Origin of the sequence: Streptomyces sp. NBC_00820 (genome assembly GCF_036347055.1) — a bacterium.
Lineage (GTDB): Bacteria > Actinomycetota > Actinomycetes > Streptomycetales > Streptomycetaceae > Streptomyces.
The window spans coordinates 936,075-957,836 of sequence record NZ_CP108882.1 but is presented as its reverse complement, the minus strand read 5'-3'; the positions used below and the strand labels follow the sequence as shown (position 1 = coordinate 957,836).

The following is a 21,762-nucleotide window of genomic DNA, read 5'->3' as shown; positions in this document are numbered from 1 at the left end:
CACCGCGTTCCGTCGGGAGGCTTAGACCGTTCGCACCGCCCGTGGGGCAGGGGGAGGCGCGGTCGGTGACGATGACGGGGTGATCGCCGGGGGAGCGGACCGCCGGTGGCAGCCAACCGAACGGAGTCACGTGAAGAGAACGATGCCCCGGATCGTCGCCTTCCTCGCGGTGGGTGTCCTTGCCACCGCGGTATCGGTGGGCGCCGGCGCCGACCGGGCCGCCGCGGGGAGCACCGGGCCACGGCCCCCCGGTCCGACCACTCCTCCCCCTGGGTCGGGGGCCGACGGCGAGGCATGGGCCTGGACCCAACTGACCAGTCGTGGCACCCAGTTGCGTTACGTGTCCACGGACTCCAGCCAGAGCTGCCCCACCGTGCGCTACACCTTCGCAGGAGTGAGGAACCCGTTCCCGCTGCACCGGGTGAGCACCCCCATGGGCTCCCAGTTCCCCACCACCGTGTGCGAGTTGGGCGTACCCCTGACGGCCTCCGAAGCGGTGCTCGAACAGAGCACGGTCCAGGCGGCCACACTCCACCCCGCGAACCGGCAGCTCCCCCTGCCGAGGTGGACGCGCACCACGCGCCCCGGCCGCATCGGAGTCATCGGCGACAGCGGCTGCAGCGTCCCGGTGACGGGACCCGTCCAGAACTGCGCGAGCGGATGGCCCTTCGCCCGCATCTCGACGGCTCTTGCCAACGGGAATCCCGATCTCGTGATCCACGTCGGCGACTACCTCTACCGGGAGGACCCGGCCAGGGCCAACGACAAGGCCGCGAACCCGGGCTGCCGGACCTCCGACGACGCGGCCCGGTGGGACTGCGTCGTCGCCGACTTCTTCCGGCCCGCCGAAGCACTGCTGGCCAAAGCCCCCGTCGCGCTGACCCGGGGCAACCACGAATCCTGCAACGCCGCCGGTCAGGGGGGCGCCGGCGGGGCGTGGTTCCGCTACCTCGCCGACGACCTCCGCGCCAACGGCTCGTGCAGCACCTTCACCCCGCCCGCCGTTCTCCGCGCCGGCACCCTGAACCTCGCCAACGTGGACTCCTCGGCCGCCGACCGCAGTGACAACGGCAGCCTGGCCAATCAGGCGGTCTTCACCCGGCAGTTCGAGGCCGTGAACCAGGACGCGGGGCGGCCGCAGCACGCCAACCAGGACTACTTCCTGTTCACGCACAAGCCGGTGTGGATGGTGAAGGCGGCGGGCTCCATGCCCACCGCGGTGGAATGGGCGACACCCGTCCTCGACGCGGCCGTGGCCGGAACGAGCCTGCACGCGCTGCGCGACAACGTGCGGCTCGTCATGTCGGGCCACATCCACCTGTACCAGATGCTCGACTTCAACACCGCCCGGCCGCCCCAGCTGACCTCGGGCACCTCGGGAGGCCCGCTGGACAACGGCCCGGACGACACGAAGGTCGTCGGGAAGGCCATCGGCACACCGCCCCAGCCCGTCAACCAGTCGATCACCCAGGAACAGAACCCCCCTGGTGGGATCGGGGTCTTCGGCTTCTCGGACCTGCGCGACACCGCCGGATCCTGGGGCCTCGCCTTCCGTGACGTGAACGGCGCGGTGAGGGGCCAGACCTGCGCCCTGAGCACCAGCGTGACCAACAAGTCCTTCTCCTGCCACTGAGCCCCGGCGCACCGCCGGCACCGCCCCCGCACCGCCCGGGAAACGGCCCGACAGCCGTGCCCGGGCCGTGCGGGGGAGTGTTGACCGGCGCGAATCACCGCGGATAGGTTCGTCAACGGATTGTTGAATCCGTACCGCGGGACCTCGGAGGACGTCGGATGGATCAGCAGGACAAGGCCGCGACGAGCCTGCCCGGCGCGGTGACCGAAGAGATCGGCGCCCTGCTCGCCCCCGTCGACGCCGACCTGGAACGCCGCTATCCCGGCGACCCCGGCACCCGTCAGCCCGTCCACACCGTGTACGTCCCCGGCGACGCCCTCGCCGCCGGCACCGTACGGTCCTGGGGTGACCGGGCTCTGGCCGCCCTGGACGAACACGCCCCGGACGCAACCTCGTTCGCGACCGTCCTCGGTCTGTCCGGCGAGCTGGCCGAGCCGGTGTACTCGCGCGTCCGCGCCAAGCTGGAGCGCGAGCCCGTGGAAGACCTGCGCGTCGACTTCGAGGACGGCTACGGTCTCCGTTCCGACGCCGAGGAGGACGAGACGGCCGCCCGCGCCGCCCGGCTGATCGCCGGGGCGCACCGCGACGGCACGGCACCTCCGTACACGGGCATCCGCATGAAGTGCCTGGAGGCGGCGGTGCGCGACCGGGGCATCCGCACCCTCGACGTCTTCCTCACCGGACTCCTCGGACACGGCGGCCTCCCCGAGGGCCTGGTGCTCACGCTGCCCAAGGTGACGTACGCCGAGCAGGTCACCGCGTTCGTACACCTCCTGGAGGCCTTCGAGAAGGCACGCGGGCTGCCCTGCGGCAGCCTCCGCTTCGAGATCCAGATCGAGACCAGCCAGGCAGTCCTCGCCGCTGACGGCACCGCGACCGTCGCCCGGATGATCCAGGCCGCCGAAGGCCGCGCCACCGGACTGCACTACGGGACCTTCGACTACAGCGCCGCCCTCGGCGTCTCCGCCGCCCACCAGGCGAGCGACCACCCCGCCGCCGACCATGCCAAGGCTGTCATGCAGGTGGCCGCGGCGGGCACCGGCGTACGCGTCTCGGACGGCTCCACCAACGTCCTGCCCGTCGGCCCCACTCATCGGGTGCACGAGGCCTGGCGCCTGCACTACGGCCTCACCCGGCGCGCACTGGCCCGCGCCTACTACCAGGGCTGGGACATGCACCCCGGCCACCTGCCGACCCGCTACGCCGCCGTTTTCGCCTTCTACCGCGAGGGCTTCGAGCAGGCCGCGGACCGGCTCGCCCGCTACGTGAACCGCACGGGCGGTGATGTGATGGACGAGCCCGCCACCGCCAAGGCCCTCAGCGGCTACCTGCTCCGCGGGCTGGACTGCGGCGCCCTCGACCTCGCCGAGGTCGTACCGCTCACCGGACTGACCCGGTCCGATCTGGAGGGACTCGCGGCGCCCGGCCGGCACCGGAGGACGGACTTTGGCGACTAGGGGGTGTCGTTTGGATCAGGTCGGATCAGGCCGCGGCGTCCGGTGCGGTGCCTCGCAAGGCGGAGGATCTGCCGCGTACTGGACGTACTCGGCTGATCCGACAACGCGGCGAGGCGCCGTGCCGGGCGTCGCGGACCCGAGCTGATCCAAACGACACCCCCTAGCCGGTCGTCAGCGCCGGGGGCGTGTCACGTGTCGGCCTGTGCGTCCGGAAATCCCAGAGCCCTGACCTGCGAAACGGCTGGTGCCCAGCGGCCGGGCGCGTGCCGCGTCCCCCGCTGTGCCCGCGGCCCGGAGGGGACTGTCCGTGCGTGGGCGGGGCCGTCTGTGCGCGGGCGGGGCCGTCTGTGCGCGGGCGTCACATGGCGTACCGCTCCAGCCCGGACTCCGTCACTCAGCCCAGCTCCCGGAACAGCCGCGTACCTCGCGCGCACAGCTCCGCGTCCGTGCGGGCCCGGTCGGTGAACTGCCGCGGGGTGTCACCGAACAGCTCCCTCAACTGTGCGTTCTCCAGAAGCTCTTCGAGGAGGGGCCGCTGGCCCGGATGGCCGCGCGGCACGTCCTCGCCGTTCCGCAGCACCCCATGACTGTTGACATAGGCGTGGACCCCCGGGAGCACGCGGCCGTCGGCCATGACGACACGTACGGCCGCCGAAGGCAGCCAGGCCCGCCGGAAGTTCCCGTCGGGAAGCGGGATGCCCTCGGTGGCGTCGATCACCGCCAGTTGCCTGGAATCCAGTCAGATGACGAACAACTCGGCCGAGGAGCCGGGGGACTTGACGGGCGACGCGGAGACGTACCCCATGCGGCTGACGTGCGCGGAGATGCCCACGGCGAGCCCGCTCACCCGCGTCCGGACCATCGGCACGGGGGAGTCGATCGTGAACTGCTCCATCTTGTGCCGCAGTTGCCCGGGGCAGGCGCTGGAGCCGACGGTGAGGACGGGTACCCGGTCGTCGTGCACCAGACGCTCCAGCGGGAGCATCCGGTCGCCGCGCAGCAGGCCGGAGTCGGCGGGCCAGGCGCCCGGGTAGAGCAGCGGGTGGTCGCGGGGTGCCGCGGCGAGGCCGAGTTCGTCCAGGGTGTGGCCGGTCACGGGCGCCTCAGTCCGCGGGCGGCAGTTCGCCGGAGCCGCGGGTGATCAGCCGGGTCGGCAGCTCGATGCGCTCCGGGGCGATGAGCGCGCCATCCAACTGGCGGAAGAGACGCTCGGCGGCGGTTCGGCCGAGGGCGGCCGCGTCCTGGGCCACGACCGTCACGCCCGGCCGGAGCAGGTCGGCCAGCTCGAAGTCGTCGAAGCCGACGAGGGCGACGGGGCGGGAGTGCTCGGCGAGCACCCGGATCACGGTGACGGTCACCCGGTTGTTGCCCGTGAAGACCGCCGTGACGGGATCGGGTCCGGACAGCATCTCCTCGGCCGCCCGCCGCACCCGCTCCGGATCGGTCACCCCGAGGGACATCCAGCCCTCCGCGACCGGTATCCCCGCGTCCTCCATCGCGGCCCGGTACCCCCGCAGCCGCTCGGCCGCGGTGTGGATGCGGGGCATGTCGCCGATGAAGCCGATCCGGCGATGGCCCTGCGCGATCAGATGGGCGACGCCGTCACGGGCACCGCCGAAGTTGTCGGACAGGACCACGTCCGCGTCGATCCGGCCGGCCGGCCGGTCCACGAACACGGTCGCCACGCCCGCCTTTATCTCCGGCTCCAGATACCGGTGGTCGTCCCCGGCCGGGATCACCACCAGGCCGTCCACCCGCCGGGCGCACAGGGCGAGCGCCAACTCCTGTTCCCGCTCCGGGTCCTCGGCGCTGGAACCGTTGATCAGCAGGGCTCCGTGCGCCCGCGCCACCTCCTCGACCGCGCGGCTCAGCGGGCCGTAGAAGGGGTCCGCGAGGTCCTCCAGGACCAGGCCGATGCTCGCCGTACGCCCCTTGCGCAGCACCCGCGCGCTGTCGTTGCGGCGGAAGCCCAGCGCGACGATCGCCTCCTGTACCCGGCGCTCGGTGTCCGGGGTGACCCCGGACTCGCCGTTGACCACGCGGGACACCGTCTTCAGGCCGACCCCGGCGCGCGCGGCGACGTCCTTCATCGTGGGCCGGTTGCCGTAACGGGTCCCGGTGAGGCGGTCTGCGCGGCGGGTGGTCTCGGGCACGATACGGCGTCCTGTCCTGTCGTCCGGGGTGTCCACGGGGGTGGTGCGTCCATCCAGGGAAGAGATGAGGATGTGGCGTCGAGCATAGAGCCTGGACAACGTTGTCAGATGCGAGAGAGACTGTCCACCGCCGTCTCCGGTCCGCGTCCCCACCGCGACCGCCCGCGCGGCGCTTCCGCGATGTGACTCCATCTCACCTCGCCGGACCCTTGCTCACGTTCAACGGGGAGAACTGACTCTGATGCACACCGACCTCGTGGCGGCCCTGGACATCGGCGGCACCAAGATCGCCGGCGCGCTGGTGGACGGCCACGGACGGATCCAGGCGCGCGCCCAGCGCGCGACGCCCGCGCAGCAGGAGGGCGAGACGGTCATGCGGGCCGTCGAGGAGGTGCTCGGCGACCTCGCCGGGTCACCCCTGTGGGGAGGCGCCGGTGCGATCGGCATCGGCAGCGCCGGTCCGGTGGACGCCTCGGCGGGCACCGTCAGCCCGGTGAACGTGCCGGGGTGGCGCGACTTCCCCCTGGTCGAGCGGGTGCGCGCGGCCACGGGCGGTCTGCCGGTCGAGCTGATCGGCGACGGTGTGGCGATCACGGCGGCCGAGCACTGGCAGGGCGCCGCGCGCGGCCACGACAACGCGCTGTGCATGGTGGTCTCGACCGGGGTGGGCGGTGGACTGGTCCTGGGCGGAAAGCTGCACCCCGGCCCGACCGGCAACGCCGGCCACATCGGACACATCAGCGTCGACCTGGACGGCGACTCCTGCCCGTGCGGCGCGCGCGGCTGTGTCGAGCGCATCGCCAGCGGCCCCAACATCGCCCGGCGCGCCCTGGAGCAGGGCTGGCTGCCCGGCCCCGACGGCGACGCGTCCGCCGCGGCGGTGGCCGCCGCGGCCCGCGAGGGCGATCCGGTCGCCGTGGCCTCCTACGAGCGGGCCGCGCAGGCCCTGGCCGCCGGCATCGCGGCCACCGCGACCCTCGTCGAGATCGACATCGCGGTGATCGGCGGCGGCGTGGGCAAGGCGGGCGACGTCCTCTTCACCCCGCTGCGCAAGGCCCTCACGGACTACGCGACCCTCTCCTTCGTCCAGCGGCTGACGGTCGTACCCGCACGGATGGGCACCGACGCGGGCCTGGTCGGCGCGGCGGCGGCAGCACTGTCCCGCGGGCCGGGCGCGACGGCGACGGCGGCGGAGGCGGAGGTCTGAGGGAGCCCGGGGGAGTCGCGGAAGGGGTTCGGGGGCGGCGGCGGGACGTGACAGCGTCCGTTCCTTTGCCGCTGTCGCCCCCCGGCCCCGTGTCACCGGAACTCGTGCACGACCTCGATGCGGCCGACGATGTGCGCGTTGAACTCGTCCAACTCCTCGGCCGGCACCCACAGTTCCAGGATGGTCTCGCCACCGGCCCGCTGGACCGGATAGCGGCCGAGGAACGCGGAGTCCACCTCGAAGCGCGTCACGAAACCGACGCCGCTGTGCTTGACGTTCCAGTCCCGGGCGATCCTGATCGCGTAGTCCTCGTTCAGGACCGGATAGAAGATGGGCTGCTCGGGCAGCCGGGGCGGCCACGCCCGCCAGTTCAGCTCGCGCACCAGGTCCAGCTCCTCGGGGCCGGTGGGGCGCCAGAGGGTCGTGGTGCGGCGGGGACTGGTCATGGTGGTCGTACTCCTGGTCGTGCCTGCGGGCTTCCCGCGGGGCGGAGGTCCGGACGATACCGGGACTGTGATCATCGGTGCGACGGGTTTTCGGCGTGACCGGCGTGACTGGCCTGAGCGGCCGGGCCGGTGCGACCTGGTGTGCTGTGCGACCTGGTGTGCCGGGTGGCGTCCCCCGCGACCGAACCGGGCCTCCCCGTCCCGCACCGGGTGCCCCCGTGACCCCTGGCCGTTTCCGCAGTTGATCACGGCATGAAGAAGCGCAGCATGCTCGCCATCGCCAGCCTCGCCACCGGATTCGTCGTGGCCGCGGTCACCCCGTCCCATGCCGCGGACGAAGGACCCTTCGGTGACCTCCAGGTCTCCGACACCCTGAGCACTGTCGACCACCTCGTCAGCCAGGACAGCTTCGACATGGGCGAGAACGCGCTCGGCCAGGACTAGAGCCTGTCCGTCCTGTCCGTCCCGTCAGTCCTGTCAGTCCGGTCCGGCGGGTCGTGCCGCAGACGCGGGGCCCCGGGGTGCCTGCCCGTGGAGCCCCTTCCCGTAGGGGCTCCCGCCCCCTGGGGTGTCCCGCTCTCACGGATGCGCGCCCTCATCAGCATGTGGTTTCCGTGGCAGGGTGGAACGGGCAAGCCCCAGGGGGCCAACAGAAGAGGGGGAACCGTGACCGTCGTCTGGATCAACGGCGCGTTCGGTGCGGGCAAGACCACGGCCGCACGGGAACTGATCGAACTGATCCCGAACAGCACGCTCTTCGACCCCGAAGTCATCGGCGGAGCGTTGGGGCACCTGCTACCGCCCAAGTGCCTCGCCGAGGCCGACGACTTCCAGGACCTGCCGATCTGGCGTCGCCTCGTGATCGACACGGCCGCGGCCATGCTCACCGAACTGGGCGGGACCCTGGTGGTCCCCATGACCCTGCTGCGCCAGGAGTACCGGGACGAGATCTTCGGCGGCCTCGCCGCCCGCCGTATCGCCGTACGCCATGTGCTGCTCGCTCCGGCCGAAACGATACTGCGTGAGCGAATAGCCGGCCGGGAGGTCCCACCCGACCTGCCCGACGGCGAGATGCGGCAGCGGCAGTGGGCGTACGACCACATCGAGCCCTACCGGGCCGCCCTCGCCTCCTGGCTCACCGCCGACGCCCATCTCGTCGACACCGGCGCCCTCACCCCGTACGAGAGCGCGGTCCGGGTCGCCGACGCCGTCGGCAGCGGGGTCGTACGGCCCTGTGACATCGTGCAGACCCCCGAGCCCACGGCCGAGACGGTGGCCGCCGGCGTGCTCCTCTTCGACGAGCGGGACCGGGTGCTGCTGGTGGACCCCACCTACAAGCCCGGCTGGGAGTTTCCCGGCGGTGTGGTCGAGCGCGGCGAGGCCCCGGCCCGTGCCGGTGTGCGCGAGGTCGCCGAGGAGACCGGGATACGACTGCGGCAGGTGCCCCGACTGCTCGTCGTGGACTGGGAGCGGCCCGTACCCCCGGGGTACGGCGGGCTGCGGCTCCTCTTCGACGGCGGCCGGCTCGACCCCGCCGAGGCGTCACAGGTGGTGCTGCCCGGCCCGGAGCTGCGCGACTGGCGGTTCGTCACCGAGCAGGAGGCCGCAGGCATGCTGCCGCCCGTCCGCTACGAGCGGCTGCGCTGGGCCCTCAGGGCTCGTGAGCGAGGGGCCCCGCTCTATCTGGAAGCCGGGGTCCCGGTCGGCTGACGCGAGGGCCGGCGGCGCGGTAGCGGAGTGGCAGTGCGGCGGGGTGGCAGTGCGGCGGGGTGGCAGTGCGGCGGGGTGGCAGTGCGGGCGGGGCGCGGGATTCCCGGACCGGCGGACACGGCCGGAGCGCGGGCACGGTTGCGGTGATCGGCGGGCGGTGCCGGAGTACGTGTGGTTGCGATGCTTGCCGGTCCTGCCGGTGGCCGTACCGGACGCCAGTCGTTCGAGCCTCAGCCGTCCGAGCCTGAGTCGTCCGGGCCTCAGTCGTCCGGGCCTCAGTCGGCCGTCGGATGCCGGTGCGCCGCCTCGCGCAGGGTCGCCGATGCTCTCCCCACCACCGGCTCACCGTGTCCGAAGCACGCCACCTCCGCGTCGACCGACGCCAGTCGGTGGAACGAGTCCAGCAGTCGTGTCCGGTCGAGGTTGAACACTCCGGGCATCACCGACCCGTCCACGGGCGATGCCGCCACGGTGTCGCCCGTGAACAGCACGCCCTCGGCGGGGACGAACAGCGCGATGCCGCCGTGCGTGTGTCCCGGCACGTGGATCACCCGAGCACCGCCGCCGAAGTCCAGTACGTCTCCGCCGGACACAGGTGTGACCTCGCGTGGAGGCAGCGGCTCGTCCTCGGGCAGGAGCCGCGAGGCCTCCGCGTGGATCGGCAGCTCCCACTCCTCGAACGCCGGTGGCGGAACCGGGAGTTGCCCGGTGACATACGGCGTCTCCAGCCGGTGCGCCAGTACCTCGGCTCCGGTGAGCGCCGCCAACTCCCCGGCTCCACCCGCGTGGTCCACGTGGAAATGGGTCAGCACGATCCGCCGTACGGATCGCGGTGCGTGGCCCCGAGCGGTGATCGCGTCGAGGATCGCCCGGCCCGCTCCCGGTGGCCCCGCGTCGACCAGCGTCAACTCCTCCTCGTCACGCCAGAGATAGGCCTGACCGACGGGGAAGCGCAGCAGATGGAGGCGGGGAAGGAGTTCGATGACGTCCATGTGCCGACCGTAGGGAGCGCCCTCGCGCGGGGCGAGGGCGCTCTGCGGTGGGCAGAAGGGTTCAGCCCGCTGCGTAGTTGCTCAGGAACAGCGCCTCGGCGACCGAAAGGCGCTCCAGCTCCTCCGGGGACACGCTCTCGTTGACCGCGTGGATCTGCGCCTCCGGCTCGCTGAGGCCGATCAGCAGGATCTCCGCCTGCGGGTACAGGCCGGCGAGGGTGTTGCACAGCGGGATGGACCCGCCCTGGCCGGCGTACTGCATCGTCTCGCCCGGGTAGGCGACCGCCATCGCGTCGGCCATCGCCTGGTAGGCGGGGCTGGACGGGTCGGCGCGGAAGGCCTGGCCCTGGCCGATCTGCTCCGTGGTGACCTGGGCGCCCCACGGGGTGTGGGCCTCGATGTGGGCCTGCAGCAGCTTGGTCGCCTCGGCGGCGTCCACGCCCGGCGGCACGCGCAGGCTGATCAGCGCCCGCGCGCTGGACTGCACGGACGGGGTTGCGCCCACGACCGGCGGGCAGTCGATGCCGATGACCGTGACGGCCGGGCGGGACCAGATGCGGTCCGCGACCGAGCCCCCGCCGATCAGCTTGACCCCGTCGAGCACCTTGGCGTCCTTGCGGAACTGCTCCTCGGTGTACTCCAGACCCTCCCAGGCGGCCGTGGCGTCGAGACCGTCGACCGTGGTCGAGCCGTCCTCGGCGCGCAGCGAGTCCAGGACCCGGATCAGCGAGCCCAGCGCGTCCGGAGCGGCACCGCCGAACTGGCCCGAGTGGAGGTTGCCGGCGAGGGTGTCGATCTGGACCCGGACCAGCGTCATGCCGCGCAGGGTGGTGGTCACCGTCGGCAGGCCGACCCGGAAGTTGCCCGCGTCGCCGATGACGATGGTGTCCGCCGTCAGCAGCTCGGGGTGCTGCTCGGCGTACCGCTCCAGGCCGCCCGTGCCCTGCTCCTCCGAGCCCTCGACGATGACCTTGACGTTCACCGGGACGCCACCGTTCGCCTTCAGGGCGCGCAGCGCGAGCAGGTGCATGATGAAGCCGCCCTTGCAGTCGGCGGTCCCGCGGCCGTACCAGCGGCCGTCCCGCTCGGTCAGCTCGAACGGCGGAGTGGTCCAGCCGTTCTCGTCGAGCGGCGGCTGGACGTCGTAGTGCGCGTAGAGCAGAACGGTCTTCGCGCCCTCCGGGCCGGGCAGGTAGCCGTACACCGACTGCGTGCCGTCAGGGGTGTCGAGCAGCGCCACATCGGTGAATCCCTCGGCGCGCAGCGCGTCGGTGATCCAGTTCGCGGCACCTTCGCTCTCGCTCTTCGGGAACTGCGTGAAGTCAGCCACGGACTTGAAGGCGACCAGCTCGGTCAGCTCGGCCTTCGCCCGGGGCAGCAGCGATGCGACGGTCTCGGCGACCGGATTCGACGACATGGGCACGCTCCTCGTGGGTGCGACGTTGATCTGCTGAGATACACAGATCCTCCCACAGTGGCCGACGGCCACGACCGCCGTAGGATGCGGGGGACATGGGTTCCCCCGCTCTCGCGAAGCCAGGAGCTCGGGGGGAACGGCAGCGGCTTGATCGGAGCGGTAGACCATCGTGAGCGGCGAGAACTCTTCGGCGGACGGAGTGCAGCGGGTGTGGGACGTCGTCGTGGTGGGCGCGGGACCCGCCGGCGCCTCGGCGGCCTACGCGGCCGCGGTCGCGGGGCGGCGCGTGCTGCTGCTGGAGAAGGCGGAACTGCCCCGTTACAAGACCTGCGGCGGCGGCATCATCGGCCCCTCGCGCGACGCGTTGCCGCCCGGCTTCGAGTTGCCGTTCCGGGACCGGGTGCACGCGGTCACCTTCTCGAACAACGGCCGTTTCACGCGCACCCGCCGCTCCAGGCAGATGCTGTTCGGGCTGATCAACCGGCCCGAGTTCGACCAGCAGCTGGTGGAGCACGCGCAGAAGGCGGGTGCCGAACTGCGTACGGGCGTCACGGTGCAGCGCGTGGAGCAGCACGGCTCGGCGGTACCGGACCGGCGTACGGTCGCGGTGGTGCTCCAGGGCGGTGAGACGGTGCTGGCCCGCGCTGTCGTCGGCGCCGACGGCAGCGCGAGCCGCATAGGCGCGCACGTGGGCGTGAAGCTGGACCAGGTCGACCTCGGCCTGGAGGCGGAGATCCCGGTGCCGGAGACGGTCGCCGAGGACTGGAAGGGGCGGGTGCTCATCGACTGGGGCCCGCTGCCGGGCAGTTACGGCTGGGTCTTCCCCAAGGGCGACACGCTGACGGTCGGTGTGATCTCGGCGCGCGGTGAAGGCGCCGCCACCAAGCGGTACTTGGAGGACTTCATCGCCCGCCTGGGCCTGGCCGGCTTCGAGCCGAGCATCTCCTCGGGGCATCTGACCCGCTGCCGTGCCGAAGACTCGCCGCTCTCGCGCGGCCGGGTGCTGGTCTGCGGTGACGCGGCGGGGCTGCTGGAGCCCTGGACCCGCGAGGGCATCTCCTTCGCGCTGCGCTCGGGCCGGCTGGCGGGGGAGTGGGCGGTCCGGATCGCCGAGGCGCACGACGCCGTCGACACCCGCCGCCAGGCCCTGAACTACGCGTTCGCCATCAAGGCGGGACTCGGCGTGGAGATGAGCATCGGTAAGCGCCTGCTGACCATGTTCGAACGCCGTCCCGGTCTCTTCCACGCGGGCCTGACCGGCTTCCGGCCCGCCTGGCGGGCGTTCAAGGAGATCACCCAGGGCTCGTCGTCGCTCGGCGAGATGGTCAGGTCCCGCCCGATCGCCCAGCGCGCTCTGGCGGTGCTGGACCGACGGCAGTCGGACGCGGCCGACCCGGAGTCCTCGGAACCGGCGGAAGCGGCGGACTCCGCCGGTCCGGTGAACGCGGCACCGGCGCCCTCGGCTGCCCCCGCCGAGCCGGAGGAGGGCACCACCGGCTCGTGACGGTGACCGGTCGGTGAGGGCGATCAGGTGGTGGGAGTGATCTGCCGGTGGCAGTGATCGGGTGCCGGCAGTGATCAGCCGGTGACGGTGAACCGGAACACCGGGTGGTCGGGGGCCGCCGCGAGGATCTCCGCGTCCGTGGACTCGGCGGTCACGCCCTGGAAGTACGCGTTGACCTGCCAGCCCCACTTCTCCAGGTAGGCCCGCAGGATCGGGAGCTTCTCGTCGTCGGGAAGCTCCACCGCGGTGAACGCGCGCACCTTCCGGCCGACCCGCAGCTCCCCGCCGCCGGCGGCCCGCATGTTCCGCACCCACTGGGAGTGGCCGCGCGCCGAGACCAGGTACTGCCCGCCCTCGTACGTGTGAGGGTTGACCGGGACACGCTGCATCTGGCCGCTCTTGCGCCCGCGCACCGACAGCTCGGCACTGCCCGCCAGGCTGAGCCCGCGTCGGGCGAGCCAGCCGATGACGCTGTTGAGGCGGACGTTCAGCGGGCTGCCCTCGAGGTAGTACGGCGACGACGACATGGTGACCCCCACGGTTTGGGAGAGCGGTGCTCTCGATCGACTCCAGTGTGGGGTGACGGGCGCTCCAACGCAAGAGCAGTGCTCTCGTTTTTGTGCACCGCTCCTTTTCGTGTGCACTGCTCCGCTCCCGTGACACACTGCTCGCATGAGCACCGCACAGGGCGCCCGGGCGCGAGCGAGGAACGAGATCACCGCGGCCATCAAGGACGCGGCCCGCCGGCAGCTCGCCGCCGAGGGCGCCGCCAAGCTCTCGCTGCGGGCCGTCGCCCGGGAGCTCGGCATGGTCTCCTCCGCGCTCTACCGCTACTTCCCCAGCCGCGACGACCTGCTGACCGCGCTCATCATCGACGCGTACGACTCCCTCGGCGAGGCGGCGGAAACCGTGCACGCGGCGGTGCCCGCGGCGGAGTTCACGCGCCGCTGGACGGCCGTGTGCGAGGCGGTGCGGGGCTGGGCGCTCGCCCATCCGCACGAGTACGCGCTGATCTACGGCTCCCCCGTCCCCGGCTACTCCGCACCCATGACCACGGTCCCCGCCGCCTCCCGTGTGGGCCTGCTCCTCATCGCAGTGGTCCGCGACGCCCACCAGGGCCCCGGCCTCACCCCCCTCCCCCTCCCCGCGGACCTGCGCCCGGAGGCCGAACGCCTGACGGCGGCCCTGGCCCCGGACCTCCCGCCGGAGGCCGCGACGGCCCTCGTCGCGGCCTGGGCGGAGCTGTACGGCCTGGTCGGCTTCGAGCTGTTCGGACAGTTCAACCGGATGGTCGAGGACCGGGCGACGTTCTTCCGGCACGCCGTGGGACGCCTCGGGGAGAGCGTGGGCCTCGGCCGTCCCTGAGTCCCGGTGCCGGTCCGCGCGGGCCGCCGTGGACCGGGGTGTGCGCTGCCGCCGGCCCGCACCCGCGTGGTCCGCCGCACCGGAGCCCTCGTGCCGGAGCCCGCGTACCGGAGTCCTCGTGCCGGAGCCGTCGTAGCGGAGCCCTCGTACCGCGGCCGTCGTACTCCCCGGGGAGTACGCGTGATCACCTCGCTCGGCTGACGTCTCCGCGGGGTGGTGCCGTCTAGCGTTGCGGGTATGGAAGAGCGGCACGGACCCGGGATCTCGCACTGGTGGCGGTACGGGCCTCCAGGGTGGAACCGTTCCGCCGAGCGGGCGGAGTCGCGCCCGGCCGGGCTGCCCTGGCGCTCCACCGTGCTGATCACCGTGTTCGTGCTGGTCGGCTCGAACTTCGCCGCACACGGGCAGCCCCACCGCGAACCGCTCGACGGCTACGCGCGCGTGCTGCTGCTCCTGGCCTCGCTCATGCTGCTGTGGCGCCGCCGCCACCCGTCGGCCGTCGTCTTCGGTACGGCCGCGGTGACCCTGGTCTATCTGGGCGCGGGGTACCCCTTCGGGCCGGTGTTCCTGACGGTCGCGGTGGGCTGTGTCAGTGCCGTCGCCGCCGGGCACCGCCGGGCCGCCTGGGCGGCGGTCGGCCTGCTGTGGGCGGGGCACGTCCTGATCGCACTCTGGCTGTACCGGTGGCTTCCGCCCGCGGGGGACCGCAGCGCGAGCGTCACCCAGGAGATCGTCGTCGCCACCTGGGTGCTGGCCATCCTCGCGCTGTCGGAACTGGCGCGCGTCCGGCGTGAGCAGTGGGCGCGCGAGCGCGCCGACCGCGCCCAGGCCGCACAGCGGCGTGCGGACGAGGAGCGGCTGCGGATCGCCCGCGAGCTGCACGACGTGCTCGCGCACAGCATCTCCGTCATCAACGTCCAGGCGAGCATGGGGCTGGCGCTGCTGGACAGCGACCCCGAGCAGGCGCGGTCGGCGCTCACCACCATCAGGGCGGCGAGCAAGGAGGCGCTGGGAGAGGTGCGCCAGGTCCTGGACACCCTGCGTGCCCCCGGCGCCGCGCCGCGCGCTCCCGCGCCCGGCCTGGACCGGCTGGGGGAGCTGGTCGAACAGGCGGCGGCCGCCGGGCTCACGGTCGAGGTCCTGGGCGAGCCGCCGCGTCTGCCGCCCGGCGCCGACCTGGCCGTCTTCCGGATCGTGCAGGAGGCCCTCACCAACGTCGTACGGCACTCCGGTTCGCGGCACGCGCGTGTGTGCTTCGCGGACGCCGGAGGCGAACTGCTGCTGCGCGTCGACGACGACGGACCCGCGACCGGAGCCGACGCGGGCGGCAGCGGCAACGGGCTGGCCGGCATGCGCGAACGCGCGGCCGCGCTGGGTGGCACGATCGAGGCGGGACCGCGTCCCGACGGGGGCTTCCGGGTGGTCGCCGTACTGCCCGCGCACACCAGGGAGGACCAGTGATCCGGGTACTGCTCGCCGACGACCAGTCGCTCGTGCGGGCCGGTTTCAGGGCGCTGCTCGACGCGCAGCCGGACATCGAGGTGACCGGGGAGGCGGCGGACGGCGAGGAGGCGCTGCGCCGGGTGCGTGAACTGCGGCCCGACGTCGTCCTGATGGACATCCGCATGCCCGTGCTCGACGGCCTCGCCGCGACCCGGCGCATCACCGGGGACGCGGAACTGGGCGACGTGAGGGTGGTGATGCTCACCACCTTCGAACTCGACGAGTACGTCTTCGAGGCGATCCGTTCGGGCGCCTCCGGATTCCTGGTGAAGGACACCGAGCCCGACGAACTCGTGCGCGCGGTAAGGGCGGTGGTCGACGGTGACGCGCTGCTCTCGCCGGGCGTCACCCGCCGCCTCATCGCCGAGTTCGCGGCCCGCTCCAAGGAACCCGCGGCCGCCGGCTCCCTCGCCCGGCTCACCGAGCGGGAGCGGGAGGTGATGGCGCTGGTCGGCATCGGTCTGTCCAACGAGGAGATCGCCCGCCGCCTGGTGGTCAGCCCGTTGACCGCCAAGACCCACGTGAGCCGCACGATGGTGAAACTGGGCGCCCGCGATCGCGCCCAACTCGTCGTCCTGGCCTATGAGTCGGGACTGGTGCGGCCGGGCTGGCTGGGCTGAGCCGCCTGCCGGAACCGCACCAGCACACTCACCACCCGGGCCACGAAGAGCACCGCGGCGACCGCGAGTCCGAGTCGCGGCAGCACGGCCCGCGGCAGCGGCGGCAGCTCGAAGAGCAGCGCCGGGCCGGCGACGGCCCCGAACACCACCGCGGCCGCGAAGGCCGCGCCGGCCAGGGCGTACCCGATCTCCACCGTGACCGCGTCCCGCTCGGCGTCGGTGCGCCGTCCCCCGTGTCCGCTCATGCCGCCAGTCTCACAGAGGCGTGACCGGCAGGACGGCGACTCCGCCGGGCGATGACGCGGCCGCAGGGGGTGTCCGCCGGGAGGGGGCGCCCGCCCGGTCCGAAGTCGCGCTTCCCGGGCTTCCGGGAGCTTCCAGCGGCTTCCGGGAGTTTCTGGGAAATCCCGAAAGATAGAATGCAGGTGCATTTAATGCTGGTGCAACAATGTGTCTCCTCTGTTACGGTGCGTTCATGGCGGCGAACGAACTCCAGCAGACGCTCGTTGAGGAGTGGCGGGGCATCCTGGCCCTGCACGCCCGCACCCAGTGCGAGCTGGACCGGGCCCTGAACGGACACGGTCTGTGCGCCAGCGACTTCGAGGTGCTCGACGTGCTCGCCGAGGGCACGGCGCCGGACGGCGGCTGTGCCTATCGCGTGCAGGAGATCTCCGAGCGGGTCCATCTCAGTCAGAGCGCGCTGTCCCGGCTGATCGGCCGCCTGGAGAAGGACGGCCTCGTCCAGCGGGCCATGTGCCCGGAGGACCGGCGCGGCGTGCGGGTGGTGCTCACGGCGAAGGGCCGGGCGCTCCACGGCGAGGTACGGCCCGTGCAGCGCGCGGTGCTCGCACGGATGCTGGCGCGCTGACGAACCTCACCTGCCGGAGCCGCTCGGCTAACCGATCCCGCCCCTCTCCCGCCACAGCTCGGCCACGCTCTCGTCCCCGCTGACGTCCGGCACCGGCACCCGGTTCCACAGCGCCAGGTACAACAGGTCGGCGGGCCCGGACAGTTCGGCGTCCGCCTCCCCGGCCGCGTCCCGCGAGGTCACCGGCGCGTCCGCCGACAGCCGTACGGTCCACACCGCGTCCGCACCCGCGTCGGCCGCCCGTACCCGCAGCACCCGCGGCTCCTCGCTGCGCAGTCGGCTCCTCGACCGGGCGTGGAAACCGCGCAGCAGCTCGTCGATGCCGTCCGCCGCGAAGTCCGCCGCGATCGGGGACACTTCCCCGCCCCGGGCCGCTTCGGCGTCGTACCGGTGAATGGTCGTCTCGTGCGCCTGCCGCCGGACCCAGAACGCCAACGGCGAGGGGGAGGGTGCGCGGTGGAACGTCCAGCAGTCCACGTCGTCCGGCGCGGCCGCCAGCGTCTCGACCAGCGACCGGTGACTGTCCCGGTACCAGGCCACCAGCTCTTCCCCGTCCACGTCCGGGGTGTCGTCGAGGGGCCGCGGCTCGGCGATCCCCTCGGCGACGAATCCCGCCGCCCAGCGGTGTACCGCCCCCGTGTGCCGCAGCAGGTCCCGGACCTGCCACTCCGGACACGTCGGCACCTTGGCGTCCGGTCCCGCCTCCGCCGCGGCGGAGGCCAGCAGCCTGCCCTCCCGGTCGAGCGTCTCAAGGAACTCCGCAGTATTCATGGGGCGAGTGTGCCGGACGGACCGCGAGTCATGCACGGCGAGTCATGCACAGTGAGGGGCTCCGTTCTCCTCCGCGGGTGTTCCGCGGGAGACGCTCGTTCCCCGGGTCCGTCGGCGGTTGCCGCGGGGCCGGTGTCCGAGGGTGATCCGCCGGGCTCAACTCCCCAAGGCCCGGCGGGTGAACACCCCGATCAGCGCGGCGGCAGCCGCCAGTGCGGCCACGCTCGTGAGGGCCGTGGGCAGCGAGGACCACTCGGCCACGAATCCGATCGCGGGCGGGCCGAGGAGCATGCCGCCGTAGCCGATCGTGGAGGCGACGGCGACGCCGGAGGGGCCCGCCAGCGCACCGGCCCGCTCGATGGCGACCGGGAAGAGGTTGGCCAGCCCGATCCCGGTGACGGCGAAGCCGGCCAACGCCGCCCAGACGGACGGCGCGAGCGAGCCGATCAGCATGCCCGCGGCCGCCGTGGCGCCACCGGCGATCACGGTCCGGGCGCGTCCGAGCCGCTCCAGCAGCCTCGTCCCCGTCAGCCGGCCGACGGTCATCGCCAGCGCGAAGCACGAGTATCCGGCCGCCGCAGTCCCCGACGAGGTGCCCAGGTCCTGCCGCAGGTGCAGGGCGCCCCAGTCGGCCATGGCGCCCTCGCCGTACGCGTCGCAGAGGGCGACCAGTCCGAACACGACGACCAGTCCGCGGCCACGCCCCTCGGACCGCTCCGCACCTCTCGTCGGTTCCGGCCGCAGCCGCTCAGGTGGCACCGGAGCCTCGTGCCGCAGCAGTGCGCGTCCGGCCACGGCGGTGACGGCCAGCCCGACGCAGGTGAGCCCCAGTAGATGCCCGCCGGGGGACAGGGCGCCGGCGACGATCCCGCCCAGCCCCGCACCGATCATCCCGCCCAGGCTGAAGGCCGCGTGGAAACTCGGCATCACCGGCCTGCGCAGCGCGGCCACGAGATCGACGGCGGCGCTGTTGAAGGCGACATTGACCCCGCCGTAGGCAGCCCCGAAGAGCAGCAGAACGCCGCCGAGCGCCGGTGCCGAGTGGGTGAGCGGTGGCAGCGCGACGCTCAGCGCGAGCACCACCATCCACGCGACGGTCACCGGATGACTGCCGTAGCGACGGCACAAACGCCCGGTCAGCGGCATGGTCAGGACGGCCCCCGCCGAGACGCAGAGCAGCGCGAGCCCCAGCGTGCCCGCGGAGGCGTGGGTCTGCCGCTTGATGTCGGGGATGCGGACGACCCACCCCGCGAAGATGAAGCCGTCGAGTGCGAAGAAGGCGGTGATGGCGGCGCGCAGAACGGTCAGGTCGCGGCCCGGCACGACGGTGTGCGAGCGGGCTTTGTTTATTTGCGGCACAAAAGAAGCCTAGGACGGGGTGGTTGGTCGGGCAAGAGGATATGGCCGGGGGCGGGCGGAGGCGAGGGCACGGTGCGGGGGGCACGGGGGGCACGGGGGGTGCGGGGTGCGGAACGGGGTGTGCGGCGGTCGGCGTCACGAACGAGGTGGCCGGCTGGCTGGAGGAGGTGCTCGCGTGAGCCGGTCGTGCGGGCGAGCGTGCGAGCGTGCGTGCGGCGTTCGGGGCCCGAAGGCGGGTGGGAACGACCCGGTAATCCCGCTGATCTGCGCGGACTTGCGTGACGCGGACCGCGCGTCGGTTCCGGCCGGGCGCCGGGGAAGCGGTGTTCCGCGGGCGGACGACCGACCTCCGTTCCAGGCCGGGTGCGCGCGTGTCCGAAACAGCGCCGGATGCGGGTCGGTTAATGCTTGCTCACCAACTGGTTGCCGACGGGTGATCAGGCCATGATGGTGCCATGACGTTGGCCGCGCGTGCGCTCGCGCAATTGGCGACCTGGCCGGATCTGAGACAGACCACCCCGAGCTGCGGCCTGGGGCAGGCGGTGAGTTCGGCGGAGGGCGAGATCGCCCACTTCCACTCGGAGCGGGATGTCGACCTGCGGCTGACGCATCGGGCCATCCGGCGGTTCAGCAAGGATCTCAGCGGCTCCGGACCCGTCCGTATCGTGCCGGGTTCGCAGTGGGTCACCCTCCGGCTCGACGCCACCAGCGACGTCGACCTGCTGCTGACCCTGGTGAGCGTGGCCCTTCAGGCCCAGCAGACCTGGCCCGACCCGGCCGACCGGCCACTGTTCGGCTGCAACGACCAGCGGGGCGCCGGATTCGTGAAGGCGGATCACGGCGGCCTGTGACACCACGCCCGCGGCCGGACGCTCCCCTCCTCCCGCCGCGCTGTCCTTCGTCAGCGACTTGGCGGCTCGCGGCTCGCCGCCCTGCCGGCCCCGGCTCCTCACACGGTGAGGACGCGTACCCCCGCCTCCTCGAATCGCCGTACGGTCTCCCGTTCCACCGCTGTGTCCGTCACGAGGGTGTTCACCAGCTCCGTCGCGCAGATGCGGGCGAACGCCCGCCGGCCCAGCTTGCTGGAGTCCGCGGCGACGATCACCCGCTCGGCGCGTTCGCACAGCAGACGGTTGATCGCGGCCTCGGCCTCGTCGTGCGCGGCCGTGCCGTGCGTGACGTCGAAGGCGACGACGCCGAGCACCGCCACGTCGAGGGTGATCTGACCGAGGACACCGTCCGCGAGCGGCCCGATGAGCTCGTACGACTGAGGGCGTGCCACGCCACCCGTCACCACGATCTTGAACTGGGGCCGCACGGCCAGCTCGTTGGCGATGTTGAGCGCGTTGGTGACGACGGTCAGCGCGGGTGAGCCGGCGCCCAGGCCGGGGTGAACGGCAAGGGCACGGGCCACCTCCGTGGTGGTCGTGCCGCCGGTCAGCCCCACCGCCTCGCCGGGCGCCACGAGTTCGGCCACCGCCTTGGCGATCCGCTGCTTCTCGGAGGCGCGGCGGGCCGTCTTGTAGCGCAACGGCAGTTCGTACGACACCCCGTGCACGACCGCCCCGCCCCGCGTGCGCACCAGCATCTGCTGCTCGGCGAGCTGGTCGAAGTCGCGGCGGATCGTCGCCGCCGACACCTCCAGCTCGGTGGCCACCTCCTCGACCTCCAGCCGGCCCCGCTCGACGAGCAGTTCCAGCAGCGCCTTCCAGCGGGCGTCCCGGGACATCCGCACCTCCGTTCTCCGCGTTCCCGGCGACCCTAACGCACCTGAATCCGCGCTCGAATGCTTGATTATGCTCGAAAACTCGCTATATCTTGCAGGAAAATTCAGCAAGGGGAAGGTGTGGCATGAGCCATGTCGAGCACGAGCTGAACAGCCAGCCGGAGTGCTGGATACGGGCGGCGGAGGAGGCCGGGCGACACGCCTACGCGCTGCCGGCACCGGGGGAACGGGTCGCGTTCGTCGGGTGCGGGACCTCGTACTTCATGGCGCAGGCGGCGGCCGTCCTGCGCGAGTCCGCCGGACAGGGGGAGACGGACGCGTTCGCCGCCTCCGAGTTCCCGGTCGGGCGGTCCTACGACCGGGTCGTGGCCCTCACCCGCTCCGGCACCACCACCGAAGTGCTGCAACTGTTGGGCGAGTTGAAGGGCGGAACGCGGACCACGGCGATCACCGCCGACCCCGGTACCCCTGTGATGGCGGCCGCCGGGGATGTGGTCGTCCTCGACTTCGCCGACGAACGCTCCGTGGTGCAGACCCGGTTCGCCACCACCGCCCTGACCCTCCTGCGCGCACACCTCGGGCTGCACGCCGACTCCGCCGTCGCCGACGCCCGCACGGCCCTCACCGCGCCCCTGCCCCAAGGGCTGCTGGAATGCGCGCAGTTCACCTTCCTGGGCCTCGGCTGGACCGTCGGACTCGCGAACGAGGCCGGCCTGAAGATGCGCGAGGCATCGCTGTCCTGGGCCGAGGCCTACCCCGCGATGGAGTACCGCCACGGGCCGATCAGCATCACCACGGAGTCCACCGCGGCCTGGATGTTCGGCGAGGCACCCGAGGGCCTCGCCCAACAGGTCCGCGCCACAGGCGGGTTGTGGATCGAGAGCGGCCTGGACCCGCTGGCGGAACTCGTCCGCGTCCAGCGCCTCGCCATCGCTCTCGCCGCCACTCGCGGCCTCGACCCGGACAACCCGCGCCACCTCACCCGCTCGGTCATCCTCACCCCCTGACCCGCGCCCCGGAAGGGACCGAAC

The 21,762-nt window shown here is 72.6% G+C and carries 21 protein-coding genes and 1 pseudogene; 12 read left to right on the top strand and 10 right to left on the bottom strand.

Going from position 1 to position 21,762, the window contains the following annotated elements:
* Window positions 1-130 precede the first annotated feature (130 nt).
* Both OIB37_RS04480 and OIB37_RS04475 read left to right on the top strand, forming a co-directional pair.
* Complete coding sequence (locus OIB37_RS04480) at window positions 131-1,633, top strand: metallophosphoesterase (RefSeq protein ID WP_330456196.1); 1,503 nt, start codon at window positions 131-133, stop codon at window positions 1,631-1,633.
* A 158-nt stretch (window positions 1,634-1,791) separates the two neighbouring features.
* On the top strand, window positions 1,792-3,090 hold the full coding sequence (locus OIB37_RS04475; RefSeq protein ID WP_330456195.1) for a DUF6986 family protein: 1,299 nt from the start codon (window positions 1,792-1,794) through the stop codon (window positions 3,088-3,090).
* A gap of 394 nt (window positions 3,091-3,484) precedes the next feature.
* On the opposite strand, the pseudogene OIB37_RS04470 reads toward OIB37_RS04475, so the two are convergent.
* Together OIB37_RS04470 and OIB37_RS04465 are read right to left on the bottom strand one after the other, a co-directional pair.
* Window positions 3,485-4,129, bottom strand: a pseudogene (locus OIB37_RS04470) (hypothetical protein).
* Window positions 4,130-4,193: 64 nt separating this feature from the next.
* The gene (locus OIB37_RS04465; RefSeq protein ID WP_330456194.1) at window positions 4,194-5,243 is read right to left on the bottom strand and encodes a LacI family DNA-binding transcriptional regulator; all 1,050 of its coding nucleotides are present in this window, start codon (window positions 5,241-5,243) and stop codon (window positions 4,194-4,196) included.
* 241 nt (window positions 5,244-5,484) lie between these two features.
* Here OIB37_RS04465 and OIB37_RS04460 point away from each other — a divergent pair, with 241 nt between their 5' ends.
* Window positions 5,485-6,450: an ROK family protein gene (locus OIB37_RS04460; protein ID WP_330456193.1), complete on the top strand. Its 966-nt coding sequence runs from the start codon at window positions 5,485-5,487 to the stop codon at window positions 6,448-6,450.
* Between the two features lie 92 nt (window positions 6,451-6,542).
* On the opposite strand, the gene OIB37_RS04455 is transcribed toward OIB37_RS04460, so the two are convergent.
* Window positions 6,543-6,896, bottom strand: a complete 354-nt coding sequence (locus OIB37_RS04455; protein WP_330456192.1) for a hypothetical protein — start codon at window positions 6,894-6,896, stop codon at window positions 6,543-6,545.
* A 252-nt stretch (window positions 6,897-7,148) separates the two neighbouring features.
* On the opposite strand from OIB37_RS04455, the gene OIB37_RS04450 reads away from it, so the two are divergent.
* Together OIB37_RS04450 and OIB37_RS04445 are read left to right on the top strand one after the other, a co-directional pair.
* On the top strand, window positions 7,149-7,340 hold the full coding sequence (locus OIB37_RS04450) for a hypothetical protein (RefSeq protein ID WP_330456191.1): 192 nt from the start codon (window positions 7,149-7,151) through the stop codon (window positions 7,338-7,340).
* A 222-nt stretch (window positions 7,341-7,562) separates the two neighbouring features.
* Window positions 7,563-8,606, top strand: coding sequence for an NUDIX hydrolase (locus OIB37_RS04445; protein ID WP_330456190.1), 1,044 nt, complete (start codon window positions 7,563-7,565; stop codon window positions 8,604-8,606).
* A gap of 275 nt (window positions 8,607-8,881) precedes the next feature.
* Here OIB37_RS04445 and OIB37_RS04440 read toward each other — a convergent pair whose 3' ends face one another.
* Window positions 8,882-9,598 (bottom strand): MBL fold metallo-hydrolase, encoded by a 717-nt coding sequence (locus OIB37_RS04440; protein WP_330456189.1) that lies wholly within the window; start codon window positions 9,596-9,598, stop codon window positions 8,882-8,884.
* A 61-nt stretch (window positions 9,599-9,659) separates the two neighbouring features.
* Window positions 9,660-11,015, bottom strand: coding sequence for a dipeptidase (locus tag OIB37_RS04435; protein ID WP_330456188.1), 1,356 nt, complete (start codon window positions 11,013-11,015; stop codon window positions 9,660-9,662).
* Between the two features lie 169 nt (window positions 11,016-11,184).
* Here OIB37_RS04435 and OIB37_RS04430 point away from each other — a divergent pair, with 169 nt between their 5' ends.
* Window positions 11,185-12,519: a geranylgeranyl reductase family protein gene (locus tag OIB37_RS04430; protein ID WP_330456187.1), complete on the top strand. Its 1,335-nt coding sequence runs from the start codon at window positions 11,185-11,187 to the stop codon at window positions 12,517-12,519.
* Between the two features lie 74 nt (window positions 12,520-12,593).
* On the opposite strand, the gene OIB37_RS04425 is transcribed toward OIB37_RS04430, so the two are convergent.
* Entirely contained in the window at window positions 12,594-13,046 is a 453-nt protein-coding gene (locus OIB37_RS04425; RefSeq protein WP_330456186.1) for a nitroreductase family deazaflavin-dependent oxidoreductase, read from the bottom strand.
* Between the two features lie 145 nt (window positions 13,047-13,191).
* Here OIB37_RS04425 and OIB37_RS04420 point away from each other — a divergent pair, with 145 nt between their 5' ends.
* The 3 genes from OIB37_RS04420 to OIB37_RS04410 all read left to right on the top strand — a co-directional run bounded on the left by OIB37_RS04420 (window position 13,192) and on the right by OIB37_RS04410 (window position 16,007).
* Window positions 13,192-13,884, top strand: coding sequence for a TetR/AcrR family transcriptional regulator (locus tag OIB37_RS04420; RefSeq protein ID WP_330456185.1), 693 nt, complete (start codon window positions 13,192-13,194; stop codon window positions 13,882-13,884).
* Between the two features lie 237 nt (window positions 13,885-14,121).
* Window positions 14,122-15,345 (top strand): sensor histidine kinase, encoded by a 1,224-nt coding sequence (locus OIB37_RS04415; protein ID WP_330456184.1) that lies wholly within the window; start codon window positions 14,122-14,124, stop codon window positions 15,343-15,345.
* The gene (locus OIB37_RS04410; protein ID WP_330456183.1) at window positions 15,342-16,007 is read left to right on the top strand and encodes a response regulator transcription factor; all 666 of its coding nucleotides are present in this window, start codon (window positions 15,342-15,344) and stop codon (window positions 16,005-16,007) included. The genes OIB37_RS04415 and OIB37_RS04410 overlap by 4 nt, the downstream gene beginning before the upstream one ends.
* On the opposite strand, the gene OIB37_RS04405 is transcribed toward OIB37_RS04410, so the two are convergent.
* Window positions 15,968-16,252: a DUF6332 family protein gene (locus OIB37_RS04405; protein ID WP_330456182.1), complete on the bottom strand. Its 285-nt coding sequence runs from the start codon at window positions 16,250-16,252 to the stop codon at window positions 15,968-15,970. The two genes, OIB37_RS04410 and OIB37_RS04405, sit on opposite strands and share 40 nt — an antisense overlap.
* 230 nt (window positions 16,253-16,482) lie before the next feature.
* Between OIB37_RS04405 and OIB37_RS04400 the strand changes: the two genes are divergently transcribed.
* Window positions 16,483-16,875 (top strand): MarR family winged helix-turn-helix transcriptional regulator, encoded by a 393-nt coding sequence (locus tag OIB37_RS04400; protein ID WP_330456181.1) that lies wholly within the window; start codon window positions 16,483-16,485, stop codon window positions 16,873-16,875.
* 27 nt (window positions 16,876-16,902) lie between these two features.
* On the opposite strand, the gene OIB37_RS04395 is transcribed toward OIB37_RS04400, so the two are convergent.
* Both OIB37_RS04395 and OIB37_RS04390 read right to left on the bottom strand, forming a co-directional pair.
* Entirely contained in the window at window positions 16,903-17,646 is a 744-nt protein-coding gene (locus OIB37_RS04395; RefSeq protein WP_330456180.1) for a maleylpyruvate isomerase family mycothiol-dependent enzyme, read from the bottom strand.
* A 156-nt stretch (window positions 17,647-17,802) separates the two neighbouring features.
* On the bottom strand, window positions 17,803-19,005 hold the full coding sequence (locus tag OIB37_RS04390; RefSeq protein WP_330456179.1) for an MFS transporter: 1,203 nt from the start codon (window positions 19,003-19,005) through the stop codon (window positions 17,803-17,805).
* A gap of 455 nt (window positions 19,006-19,460) precedes the next feature.
* Here OIB37_RS04390 and OIB37_RS04385 point away from each other — a divergent pair, with 455 nt between their 5' ends.
* On the top strand, window positions 19,461-19,856 hold the full coding sequence (locus tag OIB37_RS04385; RefSeq protein WP_330456178.1) for a luciferase domain-containing protein: 396 nt from the start codon (window positions 19,461-19,463) through the stop codon (window positions 19,854-19,856).
* A 98-nt stretch (window positions 19,857-19,954) separates the two neighbouring features.
* Here the strand turns inward: OIB37_RS04385 and OIB37_RS04380 are convergent, their stop codons facing one another.
* Window positions 19,955-20,734 carry a DeoR/GlpR family DNA-binding transcription regulator gene (locus tag OIB37_RS04380; protein ID WP_330456177.1) on the bottom strand — a complete coding sequence of 260 codons (780 nt, stop codon included), beginning with the start codon at window positions 20,732-20,734 and terminating at the stop codon, window positions 19,955-19,957.
* Window positions 20,735-20,856: 122 nt separating this feature from the next.
* Here OIB37_RS04380 and OIB37_RS04375 point away from each other — a divergent pair, with 122 nt between their 5' ends.
* On the top strand, window positions 20,857-21,738 hold the full coding sequence (locus OIB37_RS04375) for an SIS domain-containing protein (protein WP_330456176.1): 882 nt from the start codon (window positions 20,857-20,859) through the stop codon (window positions 21,736-21,738).
* The last annotated feature ends 24 nt before the right edge of the window (window positions 21,739-21,762 follow it).